We start from the raw sequence: 21850 nt of genomic DNA, 5'->3' as shown, positions 1-21850 counted from the left end.
GCTGGAGGCGCCGACATGCCGATCTACGTCTACCGCTGCGAGTGCGGCGAGCGGTTCGAGCGGCTCGTCGGGGTCGGGGCGGCTGCACCGGCCTGCCCGGCGTGCGGCGGTGCGCCGCGGAAGATCCCCGCGGGCCCGAGCCTGCTCGGACAGGCGAGCGCCGGCCTCGCGAAGGAGCAGATGCCGCAGACCTGGCGCGGCACCCACGAGGGCAACCGGGAGTACGTCACCGGCTTGCGGCGCGAGTGGGACCGGCGCCAGCGCCTCGAGGCGAAGCACCCCGAGCTGGCGGGCGACCAGCGCCCGATCATCGCCCACGAGGGCCGCTTCCACGGCGCACCGCTGCGGGCGGGCGACCCGATGCCCGGAGCGGCGACGGGCCACGGTCACGGCCACGGTCACGGTCACGGCCACGGCGGCGCTGCCCCACCGTCGACCGGGCAGCCGCCCGCCACGTAGGGAGCTCGCACACACGTCCGGGTGTCGGCACACATGCCCGGCGGTGTGTGTGAGGGCTCCGAGGTGTGTGCCGCCTTCGCGGCGCGCAGGCCGCGGGCGCGGCGGCCGGGGTCGCCGCCGTGTCTGGCATCGGGTGGGTGACGGGGATCGCCGGTAGGGCGTCGGGGGTGGGGGTAGACAGTAGCCATGTCGCAGGTACCCAACATCCGCCTCAACAACGGCGTGCAGATCCCGCAGTTCGGGTTCGGCGTCTTCCAGATCGAGCCGGGCGAGACGGCCGGGGCCGTGCGCGCGGCGTTCGACGCCGGCTACCGGCACATCGACACCGCACAGGGGTACGGCAACGAGGAGGGCGTCGGGCAGGCCGTCCGGGAGTCCGGGCTGCCGCGCGAGGAGGTGTTCGTCACCACCAAGCTCAACAACCCCCGTCACGGCTACGACGAGGCCATCGCGGCGCTCGACGAGAGCCTGGCGAAGCTGGGGCTGGAGTACGTCGACCTCTACCTGATCCACTGGCCGCGGCCGCACGCCGACCGCTACGTGGAGACGTGGCGGGCCTTCGAGAAGATCGCCTCCGACGGGAAGGCGCGCTCGATCGGCGTGTCGAACTTCCAGGTGCCGCATCTCGAGCGGCTGGCCGCCGAGACGGGCACCGTCCCGGCCGTGAACCAGATCGAGCTGCACCCCCTGCTGCCGCAGGAGCAGCTGCGCGCCTACCACCGTGAGCACGGCATCGCGACCGAGGCCTGGAGCCCGATCGCGAAGGGCGGTGAGCTGCTGCGGGACGAGCGGCTCGTCTCGCTCGCCGAGAAGTACGGGAAGACCCCGGCGCAGATCGTGCTGCGCTGGCACATCCAGCTGGGCAACATCGTGTTCCCGAAGTCGGTCACCCCGTCGCGGATCCGGGAGAACATCGACGTGTTCGACGTCGAGCTCAGCCCGGACGACGTCGCGACGATCGCCGAGCTCGACAGCGGCACGCGCCTCGGACCCGACCCGGACACCTTCGGCTGAGCCCCCGTTCTGCGGGCCGCGGTGTGGACGCCTACCGTGGCGCGGCATGTTGGCAATCACCGATGTCGCGGCCGAAGCCATCAAGACACTGACCACTGATGCCGAGCTGCCTGACGGAGGCGGGCTGCGCATCTCGGCCCCCGACCCGGAGCAGGGGCTGGAACTGTCCCTCGCGGGGCAGCCCAGCACCGACGACGTCGTGCTGGCGGGCGACGGGGTGAGCGTCTTCCTCGAGCCCGTCGTGGCCCAGGTGCTCGACGACAAGGTGCTCGACGTGCAGCCGGTGGCCGGCTCCGACGGCGAGCAGGAGCTGCGCTTCGCCATCGGCGTCCAGGAGCAGCCGGAACAGCCGCAGGCCTGACCGCATCCACGATCCGTCCCGCGGGGCGGCCCCGCCGGCACCACTCGGCCGGCGGGGCCGCCCCGCGGTCGTGTCCGGTGCGAGCGGCGCCCCCCCGTTGACCTGTCCTCTCATCTGACGAGTAGGGCGGCCGGGACTACTGTTCGGGTGTGGAACACCGCTACCTCGGCCGCTCCGGCCTGAAGGTCTCCGAGATCACCTACGGCAACTGGCTCACCCACGGCTCCCAGGTCGAGAACGACGCCGCGACGGCCTGCGTGCGCGCCGCCCTCGACGCCGGGATCACCACGTTCGACACCGCCGACGCCTACGCGAACGGCGCCGCCGAGACCGTGCTCGGCGCGGCGCTGAAGGGCGAGCGGCGCGCGTCGGTGGAGATCCTCACGAAGGTCTACTGGCCCACGGGCCCGAAGGGCCCGAACGACTCCGGCCTGTCCCGCAAGCACATCATGGAGTCGATCGACGGCAGCCTGCGCCGGCTGCAGACCGACTACGTCGACCTCTACCAGGCCCACCGCTACGACGTGGAGACGCCGCTCGAGGAGACGATGCAGGCGTTCGCCGACGTCATCCGCTCCGGCAAGGCGCTCTACATCGGCGTGAGCGAGTGGACCGCGGCGCAGCTGCGCGACGGCCAGGCGCTCGCGGAGGACCTCGGCTTCCGCCTCGTGTCCAACCAACCGCAGTACTCGATGCTGTGGCGGGTGATCGAGGGCGAGGTCGTGCCGGCCTCGGAGGAGCTGGGCATCAGCCAGATCGTCTTCTCGCCGATCGCGCAGGGCGTGCTCACCGGCAAGTACCGGCCGGGTGCCGCGCCGCCCGCGGGTTCTCGTGCCACCGACGAGAAGGGGGGCGCCACCATGATCAAGCGATGGATGGACGACGACACGCTCACCCGCGTGCAGGCGGTGGCGCCGGTCGCGTCCGACCTCGGCCTCTCGATGGCCCAGCTCGCGGTGGCGTGGGTGCTGCAGAACGACAACGTGGCAAGCGCGATCATCGGCGCCAGCCGCCCCGAGCAGGTGGCCGACAACGTCCGCGCCGCGGGAGTGCGACTGGACCCTGAGGTCCTCGAGCGCGTGGACGAGGCCCTGGGCGAGAAGGTGGAGCGCGACCCGGGCAAGACGCAGTCACCCCCGACGCGCCCGAGCTGACCCGCCCGACGAACGGCACTCTCGTCGGCTAGGTACCGACGGGAGTGCCGTTCGTCGGTCAGGACTCCGTCAGCTGGCCTGCGTCCACATGCCAGCGGCGCGTCGTGCGCACGCTGTCGAGCATGCGCCGGTCGTGGGTCACCAGCAGGACCGTGCCGGGGAACGAGTCGAGGGCCTGCTCCAGCTGCTCGATCGCCGGCAGGTCCAGGTGGTTGGTCGGCTCGTCGAGCACCAGCAGGTTCACCTCGCGGGCCTGCAGCAGCGCCAGCGCGGCGCGGGTGCGTTCGCCCGGTGAGAGCGACGCGGCCGGGCGTGGCACGTGCTCGCCCGTCAGGCCGAACTTCGCGAGCAGCGTGCGGACTTGCGCCTCGGCCCACTCCGGCACCGCGTCGCCGAACGCGCGGGCGAGCGGCTCGGGGCCGAGGAACAGGCCGCGGGCCTGGTCGATCTCGCCGACCCGCACGCCCGAGCCCAGCCCCGCACTGCCCTCGTCGACCGGGATGCGGCCGAGCAGGGCGCCGAGCAGGGTGGTCTTGCCGGAGCCGTTCGCACCGGTGATGACGACGCGGTCGGCCCAGTCGACCTGGGCGTCCACCGGGCCGAGCACGAAGGACCCGCGGCGGACGACGACGCCGGTCATCGAGGCCACCACGGCGCCGGAGCGCGGCGCGGCGGCGATCGTCATCCGCAGCTCCCACTCCTTGCGCGGCTCCTCGACCACGTCCAGCCGCTCGATCATCCGCTGCGTCTGCCGGGCCTTCGCGGCCTGCTTCTCGCTGGACTCGGCGCGGAACTTGCGGCCGATCTTGTCGTTGTCGCTCGCCTTGCGCCGGGCGTTGCGCACGCCCTGGGCCATCCAGTTGCGCTGCGTCTGCGCGCGTTCCTTCAGCCCGGTGAGCTTGTCGTCGTACTCCTCGAACGCCTCGCGGGCATGCCTGCGGGCGACCTCGCGCTCGGCGAGGTAGCTGTCGTAGCCCCCGTCGTAGACGCCGACCTGCTGCTGCGCGAGGTCCAGCTCGACGATGCGGTTCACGGTGCGGGCCAGGAACTCCCGGTCGTGGCTGACGATCACCGCCGGACTGCGCAGGCCCTGCACGAACCGCTCGAGCCGGGCCAGCCCGTCGAGGTCCAGGTCGTTGGTGGGCTCGTCGAGCAGCAGCACGTCGTAGCGCGAGAGCAGCAGAGCGGCGAGCCCGGCGCGAGCGGCCTGGCCGCCGGACAACGAGGTCATCTCCGCGTCGAGGGAGACGCCGAGCCCGACCTCCGCGGCGACCTCGCCGGCGCGCTCCTCCAGGTCGGCGCCGCCGAGGGAGAGCCAGCGGTCCAGCGCTGCCGCGTACAGGTCGTCGACGCCGGGGGCGCCGGTGCCGAGCGCCTCGGCCGCGGAGTCCATCGCGACCTGCGCGTCGGCCACGCCGGTGCGCCGTGCGAGGAACGCGGCCACGGTCTCGCCGGGCCTGCGGTCCGGCTCCTGCGGCAGGTGCCCGATCGTGGCGTCCGGCGGGCTGACGAGGACCTTGCCCTCCTCCGGGTCCTGCTCGCCGGCCAGCAGCCGCAGCAGGGTGGACTTGCCGGCCCCGTTGGCGCCGACGAGGCCGACCACGTCGCCGGGGGCGACGACCAGGTCGAGACCGGAGAACAGGACGCGGGCGCCGTGACCGGCGGCGAGGCCGGTGGCCTGGAGCGTTGCTGGCATGACGGGGCCACGCTACCGGCCGGCGCGCGCGGATCAGAACGCATATCGCCACGGTCGCCCAGGAGGTGCGCTGATCGCCGGTTCAGTGCACGCACTGCTGCGGGCAAAGCAGTGACCGCACTCAACCGGCGATCACGAATCACAGGGTGCGACAGCGGTCGGCCAGGCCCACGAGGAACGACCGCGCCTCGTCGCCGAACGCCGCGACCCGCTCAGCGGTTGTGGATCAGGACGCCCGGGGGTTCACTGTCCGGCACTCGACCGCGCGAGCGATGGGGAGCCAAGCGATGAGAACCGTGCACCGTCGCGTCGGAGCGGCCTTCGGGCTGGTCGCGCTCCTGCTCCTGCCCGCGTGCGGCGGCGGGGGCGAGGACGCGGGCGACCCCGGCACCATCACCGTCTGGACCGCCGACACGCTGCCCGACCGCGTGGCCGCGACGCAGGCGATCATCGATCGGTTCACCCAGCAGACCGGGGTCCGGGTCGAGCTCGTGGGCGTGGAGGAGGACCAGTTCAACCAGACGCTCACGGCGTCGGCGGCGGCGGGTGACCTGCCGGACGTGATCGGCTCGATCCCGCTGTCCTCGGTCCGGACGCTGGCCGCCAACGACCTGGTGAACAGCGAGGCGACGGCCGCGGTCGTCGACGCGCTGGGGCCGCAGACCTGGAACCCCACCGCGCTGGAGCTGACGCGGGAGGGCGAGGAGCAGCTCGCGGTGCCCAGCGAGGCGTGGTCGCAGCTGCTGTACTACCGCCGCGACCTGTTCGACGCCGCGGGTCTGCCTGCCCCGACCAGCTACGATGCGATCCTCGCCGCCGCGCAGGCGCTCGACTCCGAGCAGATGGCGGGCTTCGTCGGCGCCACCGCCCCGGGCGACGCGTTCACCCAGCAGACCTTCGAGCACATCGCGCTGGCCAACGGCTGCCAGATGGTGGACCAGGCAGGCGAGATCACGATCGACAGCCCGCAGTGCGTGGCGGCGTTCGACTTCTACCGCCGGCTGATCACCGAGCACTCGGTGCCCGGCCTCCAGGACGTCGACACGGTCCGCGCCGCCTACTTCGCCGGGCAGTCCGCGATGGCGGTCTGGTCGACGTTCCTGCTCGACGAGCTCGCCGGGCTGCGCAACGACGCCATGCCCAGCTGCCCGGAGTGTGCGAGCGACCCGACGTTCCTGGCCCGCAACACCGCCATCGTCACCGGCCTGCAGGGGCCGGACGGCACCGAGCCCGCCCAGTTCGGCGAGGTGATCTCGTGGGCGATCACCGCGGACGCCGCCACGGAGCCCGCGCAGCAGTTCGTGCAGTTCATGCTGAGCGACGGCTACGTCGACTGGCTGGCGTTCGCCCCCGAGGGGAAGTTCCCTGCGCGCACCGGCAGCACGCCCGGCGCCACCGACTACGTCGACACCTGGGAGACGCTGCCCGTCGGCGTCGACACCGAGGGGCCGCTGTCGCAGTTCTACCCGCAGGACGTGCTGGACGCGCTGGCCACCGGCCCGGAGGACTTCACCCGCTGGGGCATCACCCAGGGCCAGGGCGACCTCATCGGCGCGTCGCTGGGCGAGCTGCCGGTGCCCGCCGCCGTCGCCGAGGTGACCAGCGGCGGCACCGACGCGCAGGGCGCCGCGCAGCAGGCCGCCGACGCGCTGCGCGCGATCCAGGACTCGCTCCGGTGACGGCCGGCGCGGTGCGGGCGCCCGCCGCGCCACCGCCCGGCACCGGCCGGAAGCGCGGCCGGAAGCGCGGCAGTGGGCGCACGCTGGCGAGCGCGGACGCCCGCGCGGGCCTCGCACTGATCTCCCCGACGCTGGTCATCGTCGTGGTGATGGTGGTCGTCCCCATCCTGTGGACGGTGCTGTTGGCCTTCCAGCGCCTCCGGCTGCTGAACCTGCGCAGCGCCGGGCTGTTCGGCGAGTTCAGCCTGGCCAACTTCGACAACGTGTTCGGGGCGGGGTCGTTCTGGAGCGCGCTGGCCACCACGCTCGCCTACTCGGTGCTCGGCACGGCCGGTGCGATCGGGATCGGCCTCGCCGCGGCGCTCGCGCTGCGCAGGCCGTTCCGCGGGCGCGGGTTCGTCAGGTCGCTGATGCTGCTGCCGTACGTCGCACCGATCGTCGCGGCGACGTTCGCGTGGACCACGATGCTCAACCCGCAGTTCGGGGTGACCAACCACTGGGGCACCCGGGTGCTGGGCTGGGACGAGCCGATCGCATTCCTGTCGCAGCGCAGCAGCGAGGTGACGCTCCTCGGGCTCACGTTCGGGGTGCCGACGGCGCTGCTCACCGTGATCGCGTTCGAGGCGTGGCGGTCGTTCCCGTTCGCGTTCCTGTTCCTCACGGCGCGCCTGCAGGCCGTGCCGGGCGTGCTGGAGGAGGCCGCCCGGGTGGACGGCGCCACGCTCACCCAGCGCTTCCGCCACGTGCTGCTCCCGCAGCTGATGCCGACGATCGCGGTGCTGGCCGTGCTGCGGTTCATCTGGACCTTCAACAGCTTCGACGACATCTACCTGCTCACCGGCGGCGGCGCCGGCACCGAGGTCGTCGCGGTCTCGGTGTTCAACTCCCTCACCGCGCGCGGCAACATCGGGGAGGCGGCCGCCCAGGCGCTGGTGCTCGCCGCGATCCTCGCGCTGCTCGTCGGGCTCTACCTGTGGCGGCTCGCGCCGCGCGAGGAGCGTTCGTGATGGCCACCGCGGCAGCGCCCGCGCGGCGGGGCTGGAGCCGCGACACCGTCGAGACGCGGGTGTTCGGCGTGCTCCGGGTCATGATGATCCTGTTCCTGCTGGTCATCACGGTCTTCCCGTTCTACTACATGGTCCTGCTGTCGCTGCGCCCGCTCGACCGGGTGCTGCAGGACCCGGGCGCGCTCTGGCTGCCCCCGTCCGAGGTCGAGCTCGGCAGCTACGCGAGCGTGGTCGCGCCGCCGTCGGCCGGCGGGCAGGGCTTCCTGAGCTTCATCGCGAACAGCGCGCTCGTCGCGCTCGGCACCGTGGCGCTCACCCTGCTGGTCGCGCTGCCCGGTGCCTACGCGGTGAGCCGCCTGCGGTTCTTCGGCCACCGCCAGGTCAGCGTGCTGTTCCTGGCGGTCTACCTGTTCCCGCCGATCCTGCTCGCCGTCCCGCTGTTCGTGTTCTTCACCCGGATCGGCCTGCGCGGGACGCTCGTCGGCCTGCTGATCGTCTACATCTCGCAGGTCGTGGCGGTTTCGATCTACATGTTGCGCAACTACTTCGACACCGTGCCGGTCAGCCTCGAGGAGGCCGCCGCGATCGACGGCTGCTCCCGGCTGGGCGTCATGCGGCGGGTCAGCCTGCCGCTGGCCATGCCGGCGATCATCGCGAACGCGCTGTTCATCTTCATGATCGCGTGGAACGAGTTCCTGTTCGCGCTGCTGTTCCTGATCGAGGAGCGCGACCGGTGGACCGTGTCGCTCGGCCTGTCCCAGCTCGCGGGCAGCATCGAGATCCCGACCACCGTGCTGATGGCGGGATCGGTGATCATCACGATCCCGATCGTCGTGGTCTTCTTCGCGAGCGAGCGGCTGCTCACCGAAGGCCTCACCGCAGGGGCCGAGAAGGGCTGAACCCCGCGTCGAGACGGGAGACTCGCCCTGCCGAAACGGGAGACTCGCCCTGCCGAAACGGGAGACTCGCGCGGGAGGGCACACCACCCCCGCGCGAGTCTCCCGTTCGGACAGCGCGAGTCTCCCGTTCGGACCGGGCGAGTCTCCCGTTCGGGCATGGCGAGTTGCGCGTTCGCGCGGGCAGGATCACGCCATGGTCGAGAACCCGCAGCCGGACCTCCAGCCCTACGCCGACGACTTCTCCCGCGCGCTCGCGGTCGTCGCCCACCCCGACGACCTCGAGTACGGCGGCGCTGCCGCCATCGCGCGGTGGACGGCGCAGGGCCGTGACGTCGCCTACCTGCTGGCCACCAGCGGCGAGGCGGGCATCGACACGCTGCCGCCGGCCGAGTGCGGGCCGCTGCGGGAGGCCGAGCAGCGGGCGGCGGCCGCCGAGGTGGGCGTCAGCACCGTGGAGTTCCTCGACCACCCCGACGGCCTGATCACCTACAGCATCCCGCTACGCCGCGACATCGCCGCCGCGATCCGGCGGCACCGGCCGGAAGTGGTGATCACCGTCAACCACCACGACACGTTCCCCGGTGGACACCTCAACATGGCCGACCACCGGGTGGTCGGGCAGGCCACGCTCGACGCCGTCCGCGACGCGGCCAACCGCTGGCTCTTCCCCGAGATCGGCGAGCCGTGGAGCGGGGTGCGCGAGGTGCTCGTGCTGGCCTCACCGCGGAGCACGCACGGGGTGGACGTCGCGGAGGCGTTCGAGCGCGGCGTCGCGTCGCTGCGGGCGCACAAGGCCTACCTCGAGGCGCTGGGCGGGCCGATGGCCGACCCCGAGCCGTTCCTGCGCGGCAACGCCGAGGCCGACGCCGCCCGGCTGCCCGGAGCCCGCCTCGCCGCCGCCTTCGAGGTCATCCCCACATAGGCCGCACCCTGCATGCCCTGGCCGCGTTGTCGGCCCGACCGGGTATCCGCCTACGACGGCTCGCGCCTCCGCCTTGCCGGGGAACGCCTGGATCACGAAGCCCATCGACCAGGGCCCGCAGGGCACGGCCTAGGCTCCGGCCGTGAACCCGTCGACGATGCACGCCCGCGTCGTCGTCGACGAGCTGGTCCGCTGCGGCGTCTCCGATGCCGTCCTGTGCCCGGGTTCGCGCAATGCGCCCCTGTCGTTCGCGCTGCACGCCGCCGACGCCGCGGGGCGCCTGCGGTTGCACGTGCGCATCGACGAGCGCACCGCCGGGTTCCTCGCGCTCGGGCTCGCGCTGCGCTCCGGGCGCCCCGTCCCGGTCTGCACGACGTCGGGTACCGCCGTGGCCAACCTGCACCCGGCGGTGCTGGAGGCCTCGCACGCCGGCGTGCCGCTGGTCGTGCTCAGTGCCGACCGGCCGCCCGAGATGATCGGGACCGGCGCCAGCCAGACCATCGCGCAGAGCGGGCTGTTCGGCGGTGCCGTGCGATCGGCGGTGCACGGCGGCGTCGCGGACGGCGAGCACGGTCGGTGGCGCTCGTTCGTCGACCGCGCGGTCGCGGCCGCCACCGGTGCCACCGGCGGGCCGCCCGGACCCGTGCACCTGAACCTGCCCTTCGCGGCGCCGCTCGTGCCCGACGGGGCGGGCGAGGCGCCGGAGGGCCGCGCGGACGGCGCGCCGTGGACCGCGCTGCCGCGGGTCGCCCGGCAGGCGGACCCGCTGCCGCTGGACCCGTCCGCTCCCACGATCGTCATCGCCGGGCACGGCGCGCCCGACGGCCTGCACGACCTCCCGGTCCCGGTGATCGCCGAACCGGCGTCGGCGGCGTGGCCGGCCGCGCTGCGCACCGGTCCGTGGCTGCTCGGCGCCCCGGCGGCGGCGCCGCTGCGCCCGGCGCAGGTGGTCGTGGCGGGCCGTCCGACGCTGCACCGGCCCGTCCAGAACCTGCTCGCCGCTCCGGACGTCGCGGTCCACGTGCTCGCCGACTCCCGCGGAATGCCGTGGACCGACGTCGCCGGCACCGTCCGCGCCATCGGCGCCATGCCGCCGCTGGCTCCCGACCCGACCTGGGTGCGCCGCTGGCAGGTCGCCGACTCCGCCGCTGCGCGGGCGCTGGACAAGGGCCTCGACGAGCCCTCCGCGCCGGGTGGGCTCCGGCTGGCCCGGGCGCTGGTCGCGGCGCTGCCGGACGGGGCGCAGCTGCTGTTGGGCTCGTCCAACCCGGTGCGCGACGTCGCGCTGGGCGCCGTTCCCCGAAACGGCCTCACGGTGCTCTCCAACCGCGGCGTCGCGGGCATCGACGGCACGGTCTCCACCGCGGCCGGCGCGGCGCTGGTGCACGACGGTCCCGCGTACGCGCTGCTGGGCGACCTCACCCTGCTGCACGACACCACCGGCCTCGTGATCGGCCCGGACGAGCCGCGCCCCGACCTCACGATCGTCGTGCTCAACGACGACGGCGGCGGGATCTTCGGCCTGCTGGAGCAGGGCGCCCCGGCCCACGAGGCGGCGTTCGAGCGGGTCTTCGGCACCCCGCACGGGGTCGACGTGGCCGCGCTGTGCGCCGCCACCGGTGCGGGGTACGCGCGCGTGGACGGCGCCGACATCGCCGAGGCGCTCGCCCCGGCGCCCGGTCTGCGTGTCGTCGAGGTGCGCGCGGGGCGGCGGGAGCTGCGGGAGGGCCACGCGCTGCTGCGTGCCGCCGTGGACGCCGCGGTGGCCGAGGTGCTCTGACCCTCAGGCGGACTCCGCGCCTGCGCGGGCCTCCAGCTTCTCGATCGCCCAGCGCGCCCAGCCGTGCACCGCGTCATACTGGCGCAGCCCGTACTCCGCGGCCAGGTAGCCGAAGCCGTCGGCGCCCGCGGGGATCTCCGGCGGTGCCTCCCCCAGGACGCGGCGCAGCTCGGCGCCCTCGGCCGCCGAGCGGTCGGCGATCCCGTGCAGCAGGGTCAGCGCGTCCTCGGGTTCCAGCGCGGAGATCAGGAACATCCGGAGCACCTGCTCGTTGCGCACCTTCGCCGGGCGCCGCGGCGTGAGCATCCAGGACCGCAGCTCGGCGTACCCCGCAGGCGTCACGGAGTAGGTCCGGCTGCCCCGGGCCCCCTCCTCGGTGACCTCCACCAGCCCGCGTTCGGCGAGCTTGCCCAGCTCCGGGTAGATGCTCGTGTGCCCGGCCTGCCAGGCGTAGCGACCGAGCTCGGCCGTGAACGCCTTCGTGAGTTCGTACCCGCTACGCGGTTCGACGGCGAGCAGCCCGAGCAGGGCGTGCGGGAGCGACATGCCGGGAGCTTACATGTCAGAACTGTGATGTCAGTATTGACATGTCAAGCGCGCCGGGTGCACCCTCGTCGCCATGACCGGCACCGCGCCCCCGCACCTCATGGGCCACCTCGCGCCCGTCGCCGACGAGATCGACGCCGTGGAGCTGCCCGTCGACGGCGCCCTCCCGCGCGAGCTCACCGGGCGCTACCTGCGCAACGGGCCGAACCCGCTGCCGGGTGAGGTGTCCGCTCACTGGTTCGCCGGGCACGGCATGGTGCACGGCGTCCGGCTGCGCGACGGACGTGCGGAGTGGTACCGCAACCGCTGGGTGCGCACCGCGGCGTTGGAGGGGAGGTCGTTCGTGCGGGCGGACGGCACGTTCGACCACAGCGTCGGTCACGCGAACACGCACGTGATCGAGCACGCCGGCCGGATCATGGCGCTGGTCGAGAGCAGCTTCCCGCACGTGCTCACGCCCGAGCTGGACACCGTGGGCCCCGACGACTTCGGCGGCCGCCTCACCACGGCGATGACCGCGCACCCCAAGACCGACCCGGTCACCGGCGAGCTGCACTTCTTCGGCTACGGCATCCGCCCGCCGTTCCTGACCTACCACCGGCTCTCGGCGGACGGCGAGCTCGTGACGAGCGCGGAGGTCGCGGTGCCCGGCCCGACGATGATGCACGACTTCGCGATCACCGACCGGCACGCGGTCTTCCTCGACCTGCCGATGACGTTCCAGCCGCAGCTGCTGGCGGAGGGCATGCCGTTCGGCTGGGACGACGCCTACGGCGCCCGGCTCGGCGTGATGCCCCTGGACCGGCCGGGTGAGGTGCGCTGGTTCGACGTGGAGCCGAGCTACGTCTTCCACGTCGGCAACGCCCACACCGATGCCGCCGGCCGCGTCGTCCTCGACGCCGCCCGCTACGGCGCGCCGGACGCCGTGGCGATGTGGGGCGGGCTCGGGTCCGACCCCGCGGGCCCCGCGGCCGCCGCCGCGGCGACCGGCACCGCGCACCTGCACCGCTGGGTGCTCGACCCGGTCACCGGCGCGGCCACCGAGACCGCGCTGGACGACCGCGCGGTCGAGTTCCCCACCGTCGACGACGCGCGGGTCGGCCGGGAGGCGCGCTACCGCTACGCCGTGGCCGACTCCGGCGGCGGGGCGGCGATCATCAAGTTCGACGCCGCGCACGGCGCGCGCACCGAGCACGACCTGGGCGGCGACACCGTGGCCGGGGAGGCCGTCTTCGTGCCCTCCGCCGCGCCGGACCGCGCCGAGGACGACGGCTGGCTGCTGTCCATCACCACCCGCCGCGACGGCAGCGCCTCGCAGCTGCTCGTGCTCGACGCCACCGACGTGGCCGGGCCGCCGGTCGCCGCGGTGACGCTGCCCCGCGGTGTCCCGTCCGGCTTCCACGGCTCGTGGATCGACGACGCCGCGCTGGCGCGGCGATGACGTCGGCATCCGGGAGCGCCCCGACCGAGGTGGTTCCGCCGGCCGTGTCCGAGGTGGTGGAGTTCCGGCCGCGGGCGATGATCCGCGGCCTCGCCCTGGACATCGGCCTGCCGCTGGCCGCCTACTACGGGCTGCACCTGCTCGGCGTCGCCGACTGGCCCGCGTTGCTGGCCGCGTCCGGGATCGCCGCGCTGCGCATCGCGTGGGACGCGGCGCGCCGGCGCCGGCTCAACCCGTTCGCCACCGTCATGCTGGTGGTGTTCGGCGTCGGGCTGGTCCTGTCGCTGGTCAGCGGGGACGCCCGGTTCCTGCTGCTGAAGGACTCGGTCACCACCGGCGCGGTGGCGCTGGTCTTCCTGGGCACCAGCGTGTGGGGCACGCCGCTCACCCTGGCCGCGATGCAGAGCTTCGCGCCGCACCGCGCCGCCGCGCTCGCGGCGGCCCACCGCGACGACCCGGCCGTGCGACGCGGGTTCCGCCGCGCATCCGCGGTCTGGGGGTTCGGCCTGCTCACCGAGGCCCTCGTCCGGGTGCCGCTGGTGTTCCTGCTGCCGGTCAGCGTGATGGTCGGGCTGAGCACCGTGCTCTCCGTCGCGGCGTTCGCCTGCCTGATCACCTGGAACGTCTGGTTCGTGGCCCGGGCCCGGCGCCGGATGGCGGCGGCTCGGGCCTCCTGAGCCGGCTCGGCGCCATGAGGGGGGCGCCGAGCCGTGCCGGGTGTGTCAGGCCCGCGCCGGTGGGACGTCCGCGTCCTCCAGCGCGTCGCGCATCGCGACCATCTTCGCCGCGGCCTCCCGCACCTCGGTGTCGGGATCGGAGTCGGCGACGATGCCGCACCCGGCGAACAGGCGGGCGACCGGTCCGTCGAGCTGGGCGCACCGCAGCGCGATCCCCAGCTCGCCGTCGCCGTTGCCGTCCACCCAGCCCACCGGGCCCGCATAGCGCCCGCGGTCCATGCCCTCCAGCTCGGCGATCAGCGCGATCGCGGCGTCCCGGGGCGTGCCGCCCACCGCCGCGGTCGGGTGCACGGCGGCGGCGAGCTGCAGGAGCGAGGCGGGGGTGCGGGGGTCGAGGGTGCCGTGGACGTCGCTGGCCAGGTGCGAGACGTTCGGCAGGGCGATCACCGACGGGGTCTGCGGGACCGTCAGCTCGGTGCACAGCGGGCGCAGCGCGGCGGCCAGCGAGTCGACGGCCAGCGCGTGCTCGTGGCGGTCCTTCGCCGAGCCCAGCAGCTGGCCGGGCAGGTCGTCGCCCTCGCCCGGCCAGATCGTGCCGGCCAGCACCCGGGACGCCACGGTGCCCGCGGTGCGGCGCACCAGCATCTCGGGCGTGGCCCCCACCAGCCCGTCGACGGAGTAGGACCAGCAGGTCGGGTACCGCCGCGCGAGGCCGCCGAGCAGGAACCGGGCGTCGAGCGGGGCGTCGCCCGCGGCGAGCAGGTCGTGCGCGAGCGCGGCCTTGTCGAGCTCGCCCGCCCGCATCCGGCGCACGGCCTCGGCGACGGCGCGGCGGTACCCGGCCACCGGCAGCAGGCCATCGGCGAAGCGCAGCGTGCCGCTGGGACGGACGGGGCTCACGGCCCGCACCGCGGACGGGCCGTCGCCGTGCGAGAACTCCGTGATCCACGCGACCCCGTCGCGGCGCGCCACCAGCACGCGCGGGACGACGAGCACCGAGCCCGGCGAGCCGTCGGCGAAGGTGAAGCTGGCGAACGCCACGGGCCCGGAACCGGGGGTGCCGACCTCGTCGCGGACGTCGAGCTTCTCGGTGAACGAGCTCCACCAGGCGTCCGCATCGGCGAACCGGTCGGGCCCCGTGACGGTGATGCGGGCGACCTCACCCCAGCCGACGAGCCCGTCGGCCCCGCGCACCCAGGACAACGGGTTGCGGTCGTCGGGGAGCAGGTCGAGCAGCCGGCCCGGGTCGTCGAGGGGCCTGGTCCGCACGCCCAACCCGGTCGGTAGCGGGGCGATCGTCACCTTTCCGAGAGTAGGAGGCGCCGCGCCGGGATGCGCGTCCGCCCCGGGAGGCACCGGCCACATCTCGTGCACGACCAGCCGCAATAGGATGGGCTGCGTGATGACGGGCACCACGCGCACCCGCGCGATCGACGAGCTGGCCTCGCTGCTGCGTCCGATCGGGCGCTTCGTCACCACCCGCCTGCCCGAGATCGTCGCCGGGATCGCCGTCCTCGCCACGGTCCTCGCGGTGCTGGCGCTGGCCGGAGCCGCCCTCGACGACCGCGCCATCGCCGCCAACCCGGCGGTCGCCCAGGCCGAGGTCCTGGAGGGCTCGTCGTTCCAGCGCACGCTGGTCCGCTTCACCGTCGCCAACGGCGAGGCCGTCGTGCCGGAGCGCGGGGTCTTCTACCCGTGGGGGCTGCAGGCCGGGGAGTCGGTGGCCGTCCAGTACGACGTCACGAACCCGGAGCTGGTGCGGGTGGCCGGCCGCAGCGCCCTGGACGGCGTGCTGCCGCTCGCGCTGGGCGTCGTCGCGGTGTGGGCGGTGCTGGGCCCCCTCGCGCTGTGGCTGCGCCGTCGCCGCCGCTGACGATCAGGCCCGCGGCCGGGTGGCCAGTGCCACCCCGAGCACGGCGAGCACCATCCCGCCGATCGCCACGGGCCCGAGCGTCTCGCCGAACATCGCGAACGCCATCAGGGCCGTGATCCCGGGAACCAGGTAGAAGTAGCTGGTCACCTGGGCCGCCGCGCCACGGCGCAGCATGAGGAACAGCAGCGAGATCCCGCCGCCGGTGAGCACCAGCACCGACCAGGCCAGTGCGCCGGCCAGCTGCGGGGTCCACGAGAACCGGAACGACTCGAACGCCGCCACGAACGGCAGCGTCACCACGATCGACGCGACGAACTGCACGACCTGCCCGGTCCGCAGGTCGAAGTGCGGGCAGAACCGCTTCTGGTAGAGCGTCCCGATGGTGATCCCGAGCAGCGCCGTGACCGTGAGGCCGAGCGTCAGCGCGGTGACGCCCTCCGTCGTGAGCCGGTTGGAGACGACGAGCGCGACGCCCGCGAAGCCGAGCAGCAGCCCGACGACCTGCCGCCCGCCCAGCCGTTCACCGAGCAGCCCGGCGAGCGCGGCGGTGAGCACCGGCTGCAGGTTCACGACGAGGGCGGCGACGCCCGCGGGCATCCCGGCCGCCACGGCGGCCCACACCCCGCCGAGGTACCCGGCCTGGATCCCGACGCCCGCCACCGCGATGTGCAGCACCTGGCGCCCGCGCGGCCACGGCGCCCTGGCCACCAGCGCGAGCGCCAGCATCAGCGCGACCACACCCGCGTAGCGCACGACCAGGAAGCTCAGCGGCTCGGCGTAGGGCGCGGCGTACTTCGCGACGACGAAGCCCGACGCCCAGATCACCACGAACGCGAACGGCGTGGCGCGGACGGCCAGGTTCGTGCCCGGTGACGAGGTGGTGGCGATGCCCGACCCTAACCACGCCGACCATCCGCGGTCACGCCCGAGGCGCCCTCGCAGGGCCGTGATCGCGGGGACGGCGCCGGTGCCCTCCGCGTCGGGTTCACGCCAGGAGGGTGCCCGGGGCCGGCTCGTACGGCTGGAAGAAGTCGTTGGCGCTCGCCCCGGCCAGCGTGAGCACCAGCGCAGGCACCGCCATACCGTCGATCTGCTCGCGGATGATGTCGGCGTGCCCCGCGTGCCGGGCGCACTCCTCGACCAGGTGCACCAGGTAGTAGCGAGCGTGGATCGGCCGGGCGTCGAAGATCCCGTGCCATGGCGCGGGCGGCGCCGTGGTGGCGGCGGCCGGATCGGTGGCGGCGACCGCGGCCCGCAGCTGTGCCCGTACCCGGTCGAAGTCCTCGATGGTCCCGGCCACCGTCTCGTCGTCGCGCACGGTGAAGCTGTCGGTGAACGCGGCGTACGCGGTCGCGTCCACCGGCTGCTCGGTGACCTCGGTTCGCAGGCGCTCCAGCGCTCCTCGCATGACGTAGGTGGCGTGCTTGATGATGCCGCCGACCGACAGCGCACTCCGGCACGGCGTCTCGCGCGCCTGCTCCTCGGTCAGGCCGAACGCGGCGGCACGGATGGCGCTGAGCTGCTCGTCGATGTAGTTGACGAGTCCGGTGACCTCGTCGTGCTGGGCGGGTGCGTACATCCTGCGACCTCCGGGCTCCTCGGTGGGACGGCACGACTGTGTCACCCGTAGCGGTCACTTCCTGACCGCCACCGGCCGCCGCGCGGCCGACCACGTCACGCGGCCGCGCGCCACCAGCCGAGGACGGCGTCCACGGCGCCGGGAGCCGCCACGATCATCGCGCCCTCCGGCAGCGGATCCGGCCGTCCGGCGCCGTCGACGACGAGCGCGCCGGCCTCCACGGCCAGGCAGACCGCGCCGGCGACATCCCATTCCCGGTAGTCCTCCAGCACGGCCGCGACGGCATGCCCGAGGGCCACCTGCGTGATCGCGAGCGCCGAGGAACCGAGGGCGCGGACACCGGCGTGCGCCGCGACGGCCTCCTGCGTGAACCGCGCCCCGCGCGCGGGCCCGAGCTCGGTGCAGACCAGGCCGCCCGTGGGGGATCGGGGGACGGCCCGGACCGGCACGCCGTTCGCCCGCACCCCTCGACCGCGGGCGGCGGCGTAGATCTGGGCCCGGCTCGGGTCGGCGATCACCCCCACGACCGGTCCGGCGGCGTCCACCAGCGCGAGACTGTAGGCGCACCAGGGGAATCCCGCGACGTAGTTCGCGGTGCCGTCGACGGGGTCGACGACCCACCGGTACCGGGCCGCGAGGGCGCCGTGGTCGGCGCCGTACTCCTCGCCGACCACGGGGATCTCCGGGAACTCGGCGGCCAGCACCCGGCGGGTGTGGCGTTCGAGGGTGCGATCGGTGTCGGTGACCCAGTCGAACGGGCTGGACTTGTGCGCGGCGCCGCTGTGGTGGTCGCGCCCCGCGGTCGCCGTGATCACCTCGGCCGCGTCGTTCGCGAGCCGCCCGGCCACCTCGAGGGCACGGGACAGCATGCCCGGCTCCACCGGGAGCCCGGGCGCGGGTGCGCTCGAGTGCTGCTGGACGGTCATGTGGCCCGAGCGTCACCGGCTCCGGTGTCCCGGGTGCGTCCCCCAGGTGACGTGCCATGGATCACCGGGCCAACTGTGTGACCGGGAGTCGACCGGGGGCCATCGGCCGCCGGAGCGGAGCGGAGGCAAATCAGACACTGTTGGTCCGGCGTTGGGGAGGGCGCCACCGCCGCGCTCCCCGGCAGGAGCACGGTGCCCCCGTGCGCGTCGCCATCGTCTCCGAGTGCTTCCTCCCCGTGGTCAACGGCGTCACCAACTCGGTGCTCCGGGTCGTCGAGCACCTCACCGGCGCCGGGCACGACGTGCTGGTCGTCGCCCCCGGCATGGACGGGCCCACCGAGTACGCGGGCGCCCCGGTGGTCCGGATCCCGGCCGTGGACCTGCCGGTGGTCTCCTCGATGCCCGTCGGGGTGCCGAGCAGGCGGGTGCTGACGGCCCTGCGCGAGTTCGCCCCGGACGTCGTGCACCTCGCGGCCCCGTTCGTCGTCGGGTACCGAGGGCTCGCCGCGGCCCGGCGGCTGGGGATCCCGACCGTCGCGGTCTACCAGACCGACGTGGCCGGCTTCGCCTCCTCCTACGGCCTCGGCCTGACCGCGCGCGCGGCCTGGCGCTGGACGTGCAGGCTGCACGGGCAGGCCGACCGCACGCTCGCGCCGTCGAGCTGGGCCACCGAGGCGCTGCGGGCGCGCGGCGTCCCGCGGGTGCACCAGTGGGCGCGCGGGGTCGACACCCGCCGGTTCACCCCCTCCAAGCGCGACGCGCGGCTGCGCGCCGAGCTCGCTCCCGGCGGCGAGCTGCTGGTCGGCTACGTCGGCAGGCTCGCGCCGGAGAAGCAGGTCGAGCGGCTCGGCGCGCTGGCCGGCCTGCCGGGAACGCGGCTGGTCGTCGTCGGCGGCGGGCCCAGCGAGGAGCGGCTGCGGGCGGCACTGCCGGAGGCGGCGTTCCTGGGCTTCCGGGAGGGCGACGAGCTGGCCCGGATCTACGCGTCGCTGGACGTCTTCGTGCACACCGGGCCGTCGGAGACGTTCTGCCAGGCCGTGCAGGAGGCGCTCGCGTCGGGGCTGCCGGTGGTGGCACCGGACGCCGGCGGCCCGCGCGACCTGGTGCTGCCGGGACGCACGGGCTTCCTCGTCCCACCGCATCCCGAGGGCGCGGCGCCCGACGACCCGGCCTCGGTGGCCGCGGACGCCGAGCTCGTGGCGGCGGTGCGGGCGCTGGCCGACCCCGCGCTGCGGCGCCGGTTCGGGGCGGCGGCGCGCCCGACGGTGCTGCGCCGCACCTGGTCGACGGTGTGCGACGAGCTGCTCGCCCACTACTGCGAGGTCATCGGCGTCACGGCCGCGGCAGCGTGACGTGCGGATCGTCCAGCTCGCCAACTTCTACGGCCCCCGGTCCGGCGGCTTGCGCACCGCCCTGCACCACCTCGGCGCCGGCTACGGGGCCCAGGGGCACGAGGTGGTCCTCGTGGTGCCGGGCGCGCGCTTCGCCGACGAGCCGCTGCCCAGCGGGATCCGGCGCATCACGATCGGGGCGCCCCGCCTGCCCGGCACCGGCGGCTACCGCGCCGTCGACCCGTGGCGCGTGCAGCGGCTGCTGGAGCGGCTGCGCCCCGACGCCATCGAGGTGTCCGACCGCCTGACCCTGCGCGGGCTCGGCGCGTGGGCCGCCCGGCACGGCGTGCCGAGCATCGTGATCTCCCACGAGCGCCTCGACCGGTTGCTGACGCAGTTCCTGCTGCCCGGCCCGGCCGCGCGGCGCGTGGCCGACGCGGCCAACGCCCGCATGGCCGCCGCCTACGGCACCGTCGTGTGCACCACGTCGTTCGCGCGGGCGGAGTTCGACCGGATCGGTGCCCGCAACGTCGCCCAGGTGCCGCTCGGCGTCGATCTCGCGACGTTCTCGCCGCTGCACCACGACCCGGACGTGCGCCGCGGCCTCGCCGACGGCGCCGACACGCTCCTCGTGCACTGCGGGCGGCTCTCGCCGGAGAAGCACCCCGAGCGCAGCATCGACACGGTGGCCGCCCTGCGCGCGGCGGGGCACCGGGTGCGCCTGGTCGTCGCGGGGGACGGGCCGCGCCGGGCGGCCCTGGAGCGGCGGGCCGGCGGGCTGCCGGTCACGTTCCTCGGGTTCGTGCCCGACCGCACCCGGCTGGCCACGCTGCTGGCCTCGGCCGACGTCTCCCTCGCGCCGGGCCCGCACGAGACGTTCGGCCTCTCCGCGCTGGAGGCGCTGGCCAGCGGCACCCCGGTGGTCGTCTCCGCGTCCTCGGCGCTGCCCGAGATCGTCGGGCGGTCCGGGGCCGCCGCGCTGGACCGGCCCGAGGCCTTCGCCGCGGGCGTCACCACGCTGCTGGCCGCCGACGAGGCGAGCCGCCGCGCGGCGGCCAGGGCGCGGGCCGAGCAGTTCGGCTGGCCCGCGTCGGTGGCGGGGATGCTGGGGATGCTGGCGGCGGCCTGACCACGAACGGTCTCGTGCGTCGTCGACGTCCTGCGTAGTCGCACGGAGGGCAGGGATGCGCCGGCCGGGCAGGCTGAGCGCATGGACGCCCCGCTCGGGCACCGCGTCCCGGTGCCACCCGCCCCCACGCACGCCACGATCGACGTGAACCGGCAGAACGCCGCGGTGTCGGCGCTGCACGGCGCGGAGCAGGCGTGGCGGGCGCAGACGGTCGCCGCCGTGCTGGCCGCGCCGCAGGCCTACGCGCCGCCGGTCCTCGCGGCGCTGGCCGCGGTGCTGTTCGCCGAAGGCAGGCGCGGCGAGGCCGCGTTCTGGTTCTACGCGGCGCAGCTGCGGGCCCGGTTCGACGCGAACCGGTGTGCCGACCCGACGGCGGCCGGCGCCGTCGCCGTCCTGACCCAGCGCTACGGGCCCGAGATCAACCGCCACGCGTTCGCCGACCGCACCGCGCTGCGGGCGACCGTCGAGCGGGTGGTGGCCTGGGACCGGGAGGCCGCGCACGACTACGACCACCGGTGGATCAACCTGCACGGGATGGGCGCCGTCACCGGGTCCGCGGCCCCGCTGAGCCGGCCGGAGGCCGAGTGGCCTGCCATTGCGGAGCGGACCCGGGTGGAGTACCTGGAGGGCCTCGACCGCGCGCTGCGCGGGGCGTGATCTGCAGGAGCCCACCCCACACCGCACGCTCGAGGACCTGCCGAGGTCGCCTCGATGGCGACCGCTGGTGATGACGGCCGCACCGACCCTTCGGCAGGAGGCGAGGCGCACCACTGCGCCAGCACCACGACCGTCGGACCGGACGTCGACGGGCACGACCGCGGTATGGTGGGCCGGACTTCGAGGGGTGGGCAGGGGATGGCTGACGAGGAGCACTCGCACCACCTTTCGCGGTATCTCGAAGACGGAACGCTGACCGATGAGTGGCCGGGCGATCCGGATGCCCGGACGGGTCTCGCGATCACGGCCTGTCGGTGTGGGTGGCTGGGGCCGGGGAGGCAGCTCGACCGCCCGTTCGGGGAGGTCCAGGAATGGGCGTACGACGAATGGGACAGGCTCCATTTCGGCCCGATGGTCGAGCCGGCCGCCGGGAAGAAGCTGCTGAGCTATCTCGACCCGACGGGCCGCGTTCGATTCCTGCTGGCCGGCCGCGAGGCCCGGAACGAGGCGGAGCTCGAGCTGCTCATGGAGCAGGGCTGCTGGGTCCACGGCTCGTTCCGTGAGGTGAGCAGTGTCTCTCCTGATCGACCTTCCCTCATCGCGCCGATCGGTGGTCCATGGGAGGAGCACGGAGTCGACGGTTTCGCTCCGACCGTCGAGCTGGTGATCCCCGAGTTTGCAACGCTCCGGTGGCACCGAAGTCAGATCGGCGACGATTGA

Annotated in this window: 22 protein-coding genes; 16 read left to right on the top strand and 6 right to left on the bottom strand. The window is 74.4% G+C overall.

The window, feature by feature from the left end:
* The first annotated feature begins 15 nt into the window (after positions 1–15).
* From FB558_RS11625 to FB558_RS11610, 4 genes are all read left to right on the top strand, one after another.
* Complete coding sequence (locus FB558_RS11625) at positions 16–459, top strand: FmdB family zinc ribbon protein (protein ID WP_142051592.1); 444 nt, start codon at positions 16–18, stop codon at positions 457–459.
* Positions 460–645: 186 nt separating this feature from the next.
* Positions 646–1473, top strand: coding sequence for an aldo/keto reductase (locus FB558_RS11620; protein ID WP_142051589.1), 828 nt, complete (start codon positions 646–648; stop codon positions 1471–1473).
* A gap of 46 nt (positions 1474–1519) precedes the next feature.
* Complete coding sequence (locus tag FB558_RS11615; protein WP_142051586.1) at positions 1520–1834, top strand: adhesin; 315 nt, start codon at positions 1520–1522, stop codon at positions 1832–1834.
* 149 nt (positions 1835–1983) lie between these two features.
* Positions 1984–2988 carry an aldo/keto reductase family protein gene (locus FB558_RS11610; RefSeq protein ID WP_142051583.1) on the top strand — a complete coding sequence of 335 codons (1005 nt, stop codon included), beginning with the start codon at positions 1984–1986 and terminating at the stop codon, positions 2986–2988.
* A gap of 58 nt (positions 2989–3046) precedes the next feature.
* Here the strand turns inward: FB558_RS11610 and FB558_RS11605 are convergent, their stop codons facing one another.
* The gene (locus FB558_RS11605; protein WP_142051581.1) at positions 3047–4684 is read right to left on the bottom strand and encodes an ABC-F family ATP-binding cassette domain-containing protein; all 1638 of its coding nucleotides are present in this window, start codon (positions 4682–4684) and stop codon (positions 3047–3049) included.
* Positions 4685–4971: 287 nt separating this feature from the next.
* Between FB558_RS11605 and FB558_RS11600 the strand changes: the two genes are divergently transcribed.
* The 5 genes from FB558_RS11600 (at position 4972) to menD (ending at position 10971) form a co-directional block, all read left to right on the top strand.
* Entirely contained in the window at positions 4972–6363 is a 1392-nt protein-coding gene (locus FB558_RS11600) for an ABC transporter substrate-binding protein (RefSeq protein WP_142051578.1), read from the top strand.
* A complete protein-coding gene (locus FB558_RS11595; RefSeq protein ID WP_211366308.1) occupies positions 6360–7370 on the top strand; it encodes a carbohydrate ABC transporter permease in 1011 nt (336 codons plus the stop codon). Before FB558_RS11600 ends, FB558_RS11595 begins: the two co-directional genes overlap by 4 nt.
* On the top strand, positions 7370–8269 hold the full coding sequence (locus tag FB558_RS11590) for a carbohydrate ABC transporter permease (RefSeq protein ID WP_142051575.1): 900 nt from the start codon (positions 7370–7372) through the stop codon (positions 8267–8269). The genes FB558_RS11595 and FB558_RS11590 overlap by 1 nt, the downstream gene beginning before the upstream one ends.
* Positions 8270–8462: 193 nt before the next feature.
* Positions 8463–9191 (top strand): PIG-L deacetylase family protein, encoded by a 729-nt coding sequence (locus FB558_RS11585; protein ID WP_142051572.1) that lies wholly within the window; start codon positions 8463–8465, stop codon positions 9189–9191.
* A 142-nt stretch (positions 9192–9333) separates the two neighbouring features.
* Complete coding sequence (gene menD / locus FB558_RS11580) at positions 9334–10971, top strand: 2-succinyl-5-enolpyruvyl-6-hydroxy-3-cyclohexene-1-carboxylic-acid synthase (RefSeq protein ID WP_142051569.1); 1638 nt, start codon at positions 9334–9336, stop codon at positions 10969–10971.
* 3 nt (positions 10972–10974) lie between these two features.
* On the opposite strand, the gene FB558_RS11575 is transcribed toward menD, so the two are convergent.
* Positions 10975–11517, bottom strand: a complete 543-nt coding sequence (locus FB558_RS11575; RefSeq protein ID WP_142051566.1) for a PadR family transcriptional regulator — start codon at positions 11515–11517, stop codon at positions 10975–10977.
* A 73-nt stretch (positions 11518–11590) separates the two neighbouring features.
* Between FB558_RS11575 and FB558_RS11570 the strand changes: the two genes are divergently transcribed.
* Entirely contained in the window at positions 11591–12958 is a 1368-nt protein-coding gene (locus FB558_RS11570) for a carotenoid oxygenase family protein (RefSeq protein WP_142051563.1), read from the top strand.
* Between the two features lie 44 nt (positions 12959–13002).
* Positions 13003–13635, top strand: a complete 633-nt coding sequence (locus tag FB558_RS11565) for a VC0807 family protein (RefSeq protein WP_142051560.1) — start codon at positions 13003–13005, stop codon at positions 13633–13635.
* 45 nt (positions 13636–13680) lie between these two features.
* Here the strand turns inward: FB558_RS11565 and FB558_RS11560 are convergent, their stop codons facing one another.
* Entirely contained in the window at positions 13681–14937 is a 1257-nt protein-coding gene (locus FB558_RS11560) for an isochorismate synthase (protein WP_246106369.1), read from the bottom strand.
* Positions 14938–15034: 97 nt separating this feature from the next.
* Here FB558_RS11560 and FB558_RS11555 point away from each other — a divergent pair, with 97 nt between their 5' ends.
* The gene (locus FB558_RS11555; protein WP_142051557.1) at positions 15035–15508 is read left to right on the top strand and encodes a DUF3592 domain-containing protein; all 474 of its coding nucleotides are present in this window, start codon (positions 15035–15037) and stop codon (positions 15506–15508) included.
* Between the two features lie 3 nt (positions 15509–15511).
* On the opposite strand, the gene FB558_RS11550 is transcribed toward FB558_RS11555, so the two are convergent.
* The 3 genes from FB558_RS11550 to FB558_RS11540 form a co-directional block, all read right to left on the bottom strand.
* Positions 15512–16336, bottom strand: a complete 825-nt coding sequence (locus FB558_RS11550) for a DMT family transporter (protein WP_211366305.1) — start codon at positions 16334–16336, stop codon at positions 15512–15514.
* A gap of 157 nt (positions 16337–16493) precedes the next feature.
* A complete protein-coding gene (locus FB558_RS11545; protein ID WP_142051554.1) occupies positions 16494–17087 on the bottom strand; it encodes a mycothiol transferase in 594 nt (197 codons plus the stop codon).
* 95 nt (positions 17088–17182) lie between these two features.
* A complete protein-coding gene (locus FB558_RS11540; protein WP_211366303.1) occupies positions 17183–18013 on the bottom strand; it encodes an inositol monophosphatase family protein in 831 nt (276 codons plus the stop codon).
* 200 nt (positions 18014–18213) lie between these two features.
* On the opposite strand from FB558_RS11540, the gene FB558_RS11535 reads away from it, so the two are divergent.
* From FB558_RS11535 to FB558_RS11520, 4 genes are all read left to right on the top strand, one after another.
* The gene (locus tag FB558_RS11535) at positions 18214–19365 is read left to right on the top strand and encodes a glycosyltransferase family 4 protein (RefSeq protein ID WP_211366301.1); all 1152 of its coding nucleotides are present in this window, start codon (positions 18214–18216) and stop codon (positions 19363–19365) included.
* Between the two features lies 1 nt (position 19366).
* Positions 19367–20473, top strand: a complete 1107-nt coding sequence (locus tag FB558_RS11530; RefSeq protein WP_142051547.1) for a glycosyltransferase — start codon at positions 19367–19369, stop codon at positions 20471–20473.
* Positions 20474–20554: 81 nt separating this feature from the next.
* Complete coding sequence (locus tag FB558_RS11525) at positions 20555–21130, top strand: hypothetical protein (protein WP_142051544.1); 576 nt, start codon at positions 20555–20557, stop codon at positions 21128–21130.
* Positions 21131–21328: 198 nt separating this feature from the next.
* Entirely contained in the window at positions 21329–21850 is a 522-nt protein-coding gene (locus FB558_RS11520; RefSeq protein WP_142051541.1) for a hypothetical protein, read from the top strand.

Origin of the sequence: Pseudonocardia kunmingensis (genome assembly GCF_006716445.1) — a bacterium.
Taxonomy (GTDB): Bacteria; Actinomycetota; Actinomycetes; order Mycobacteriales; family Pseudonocardiaceae; genus Pseudonocardia; species Pseudonocardia kunmingensis.
This window is presented reverse-complemented; position numbering and strand designations above follow the sequence as displayed.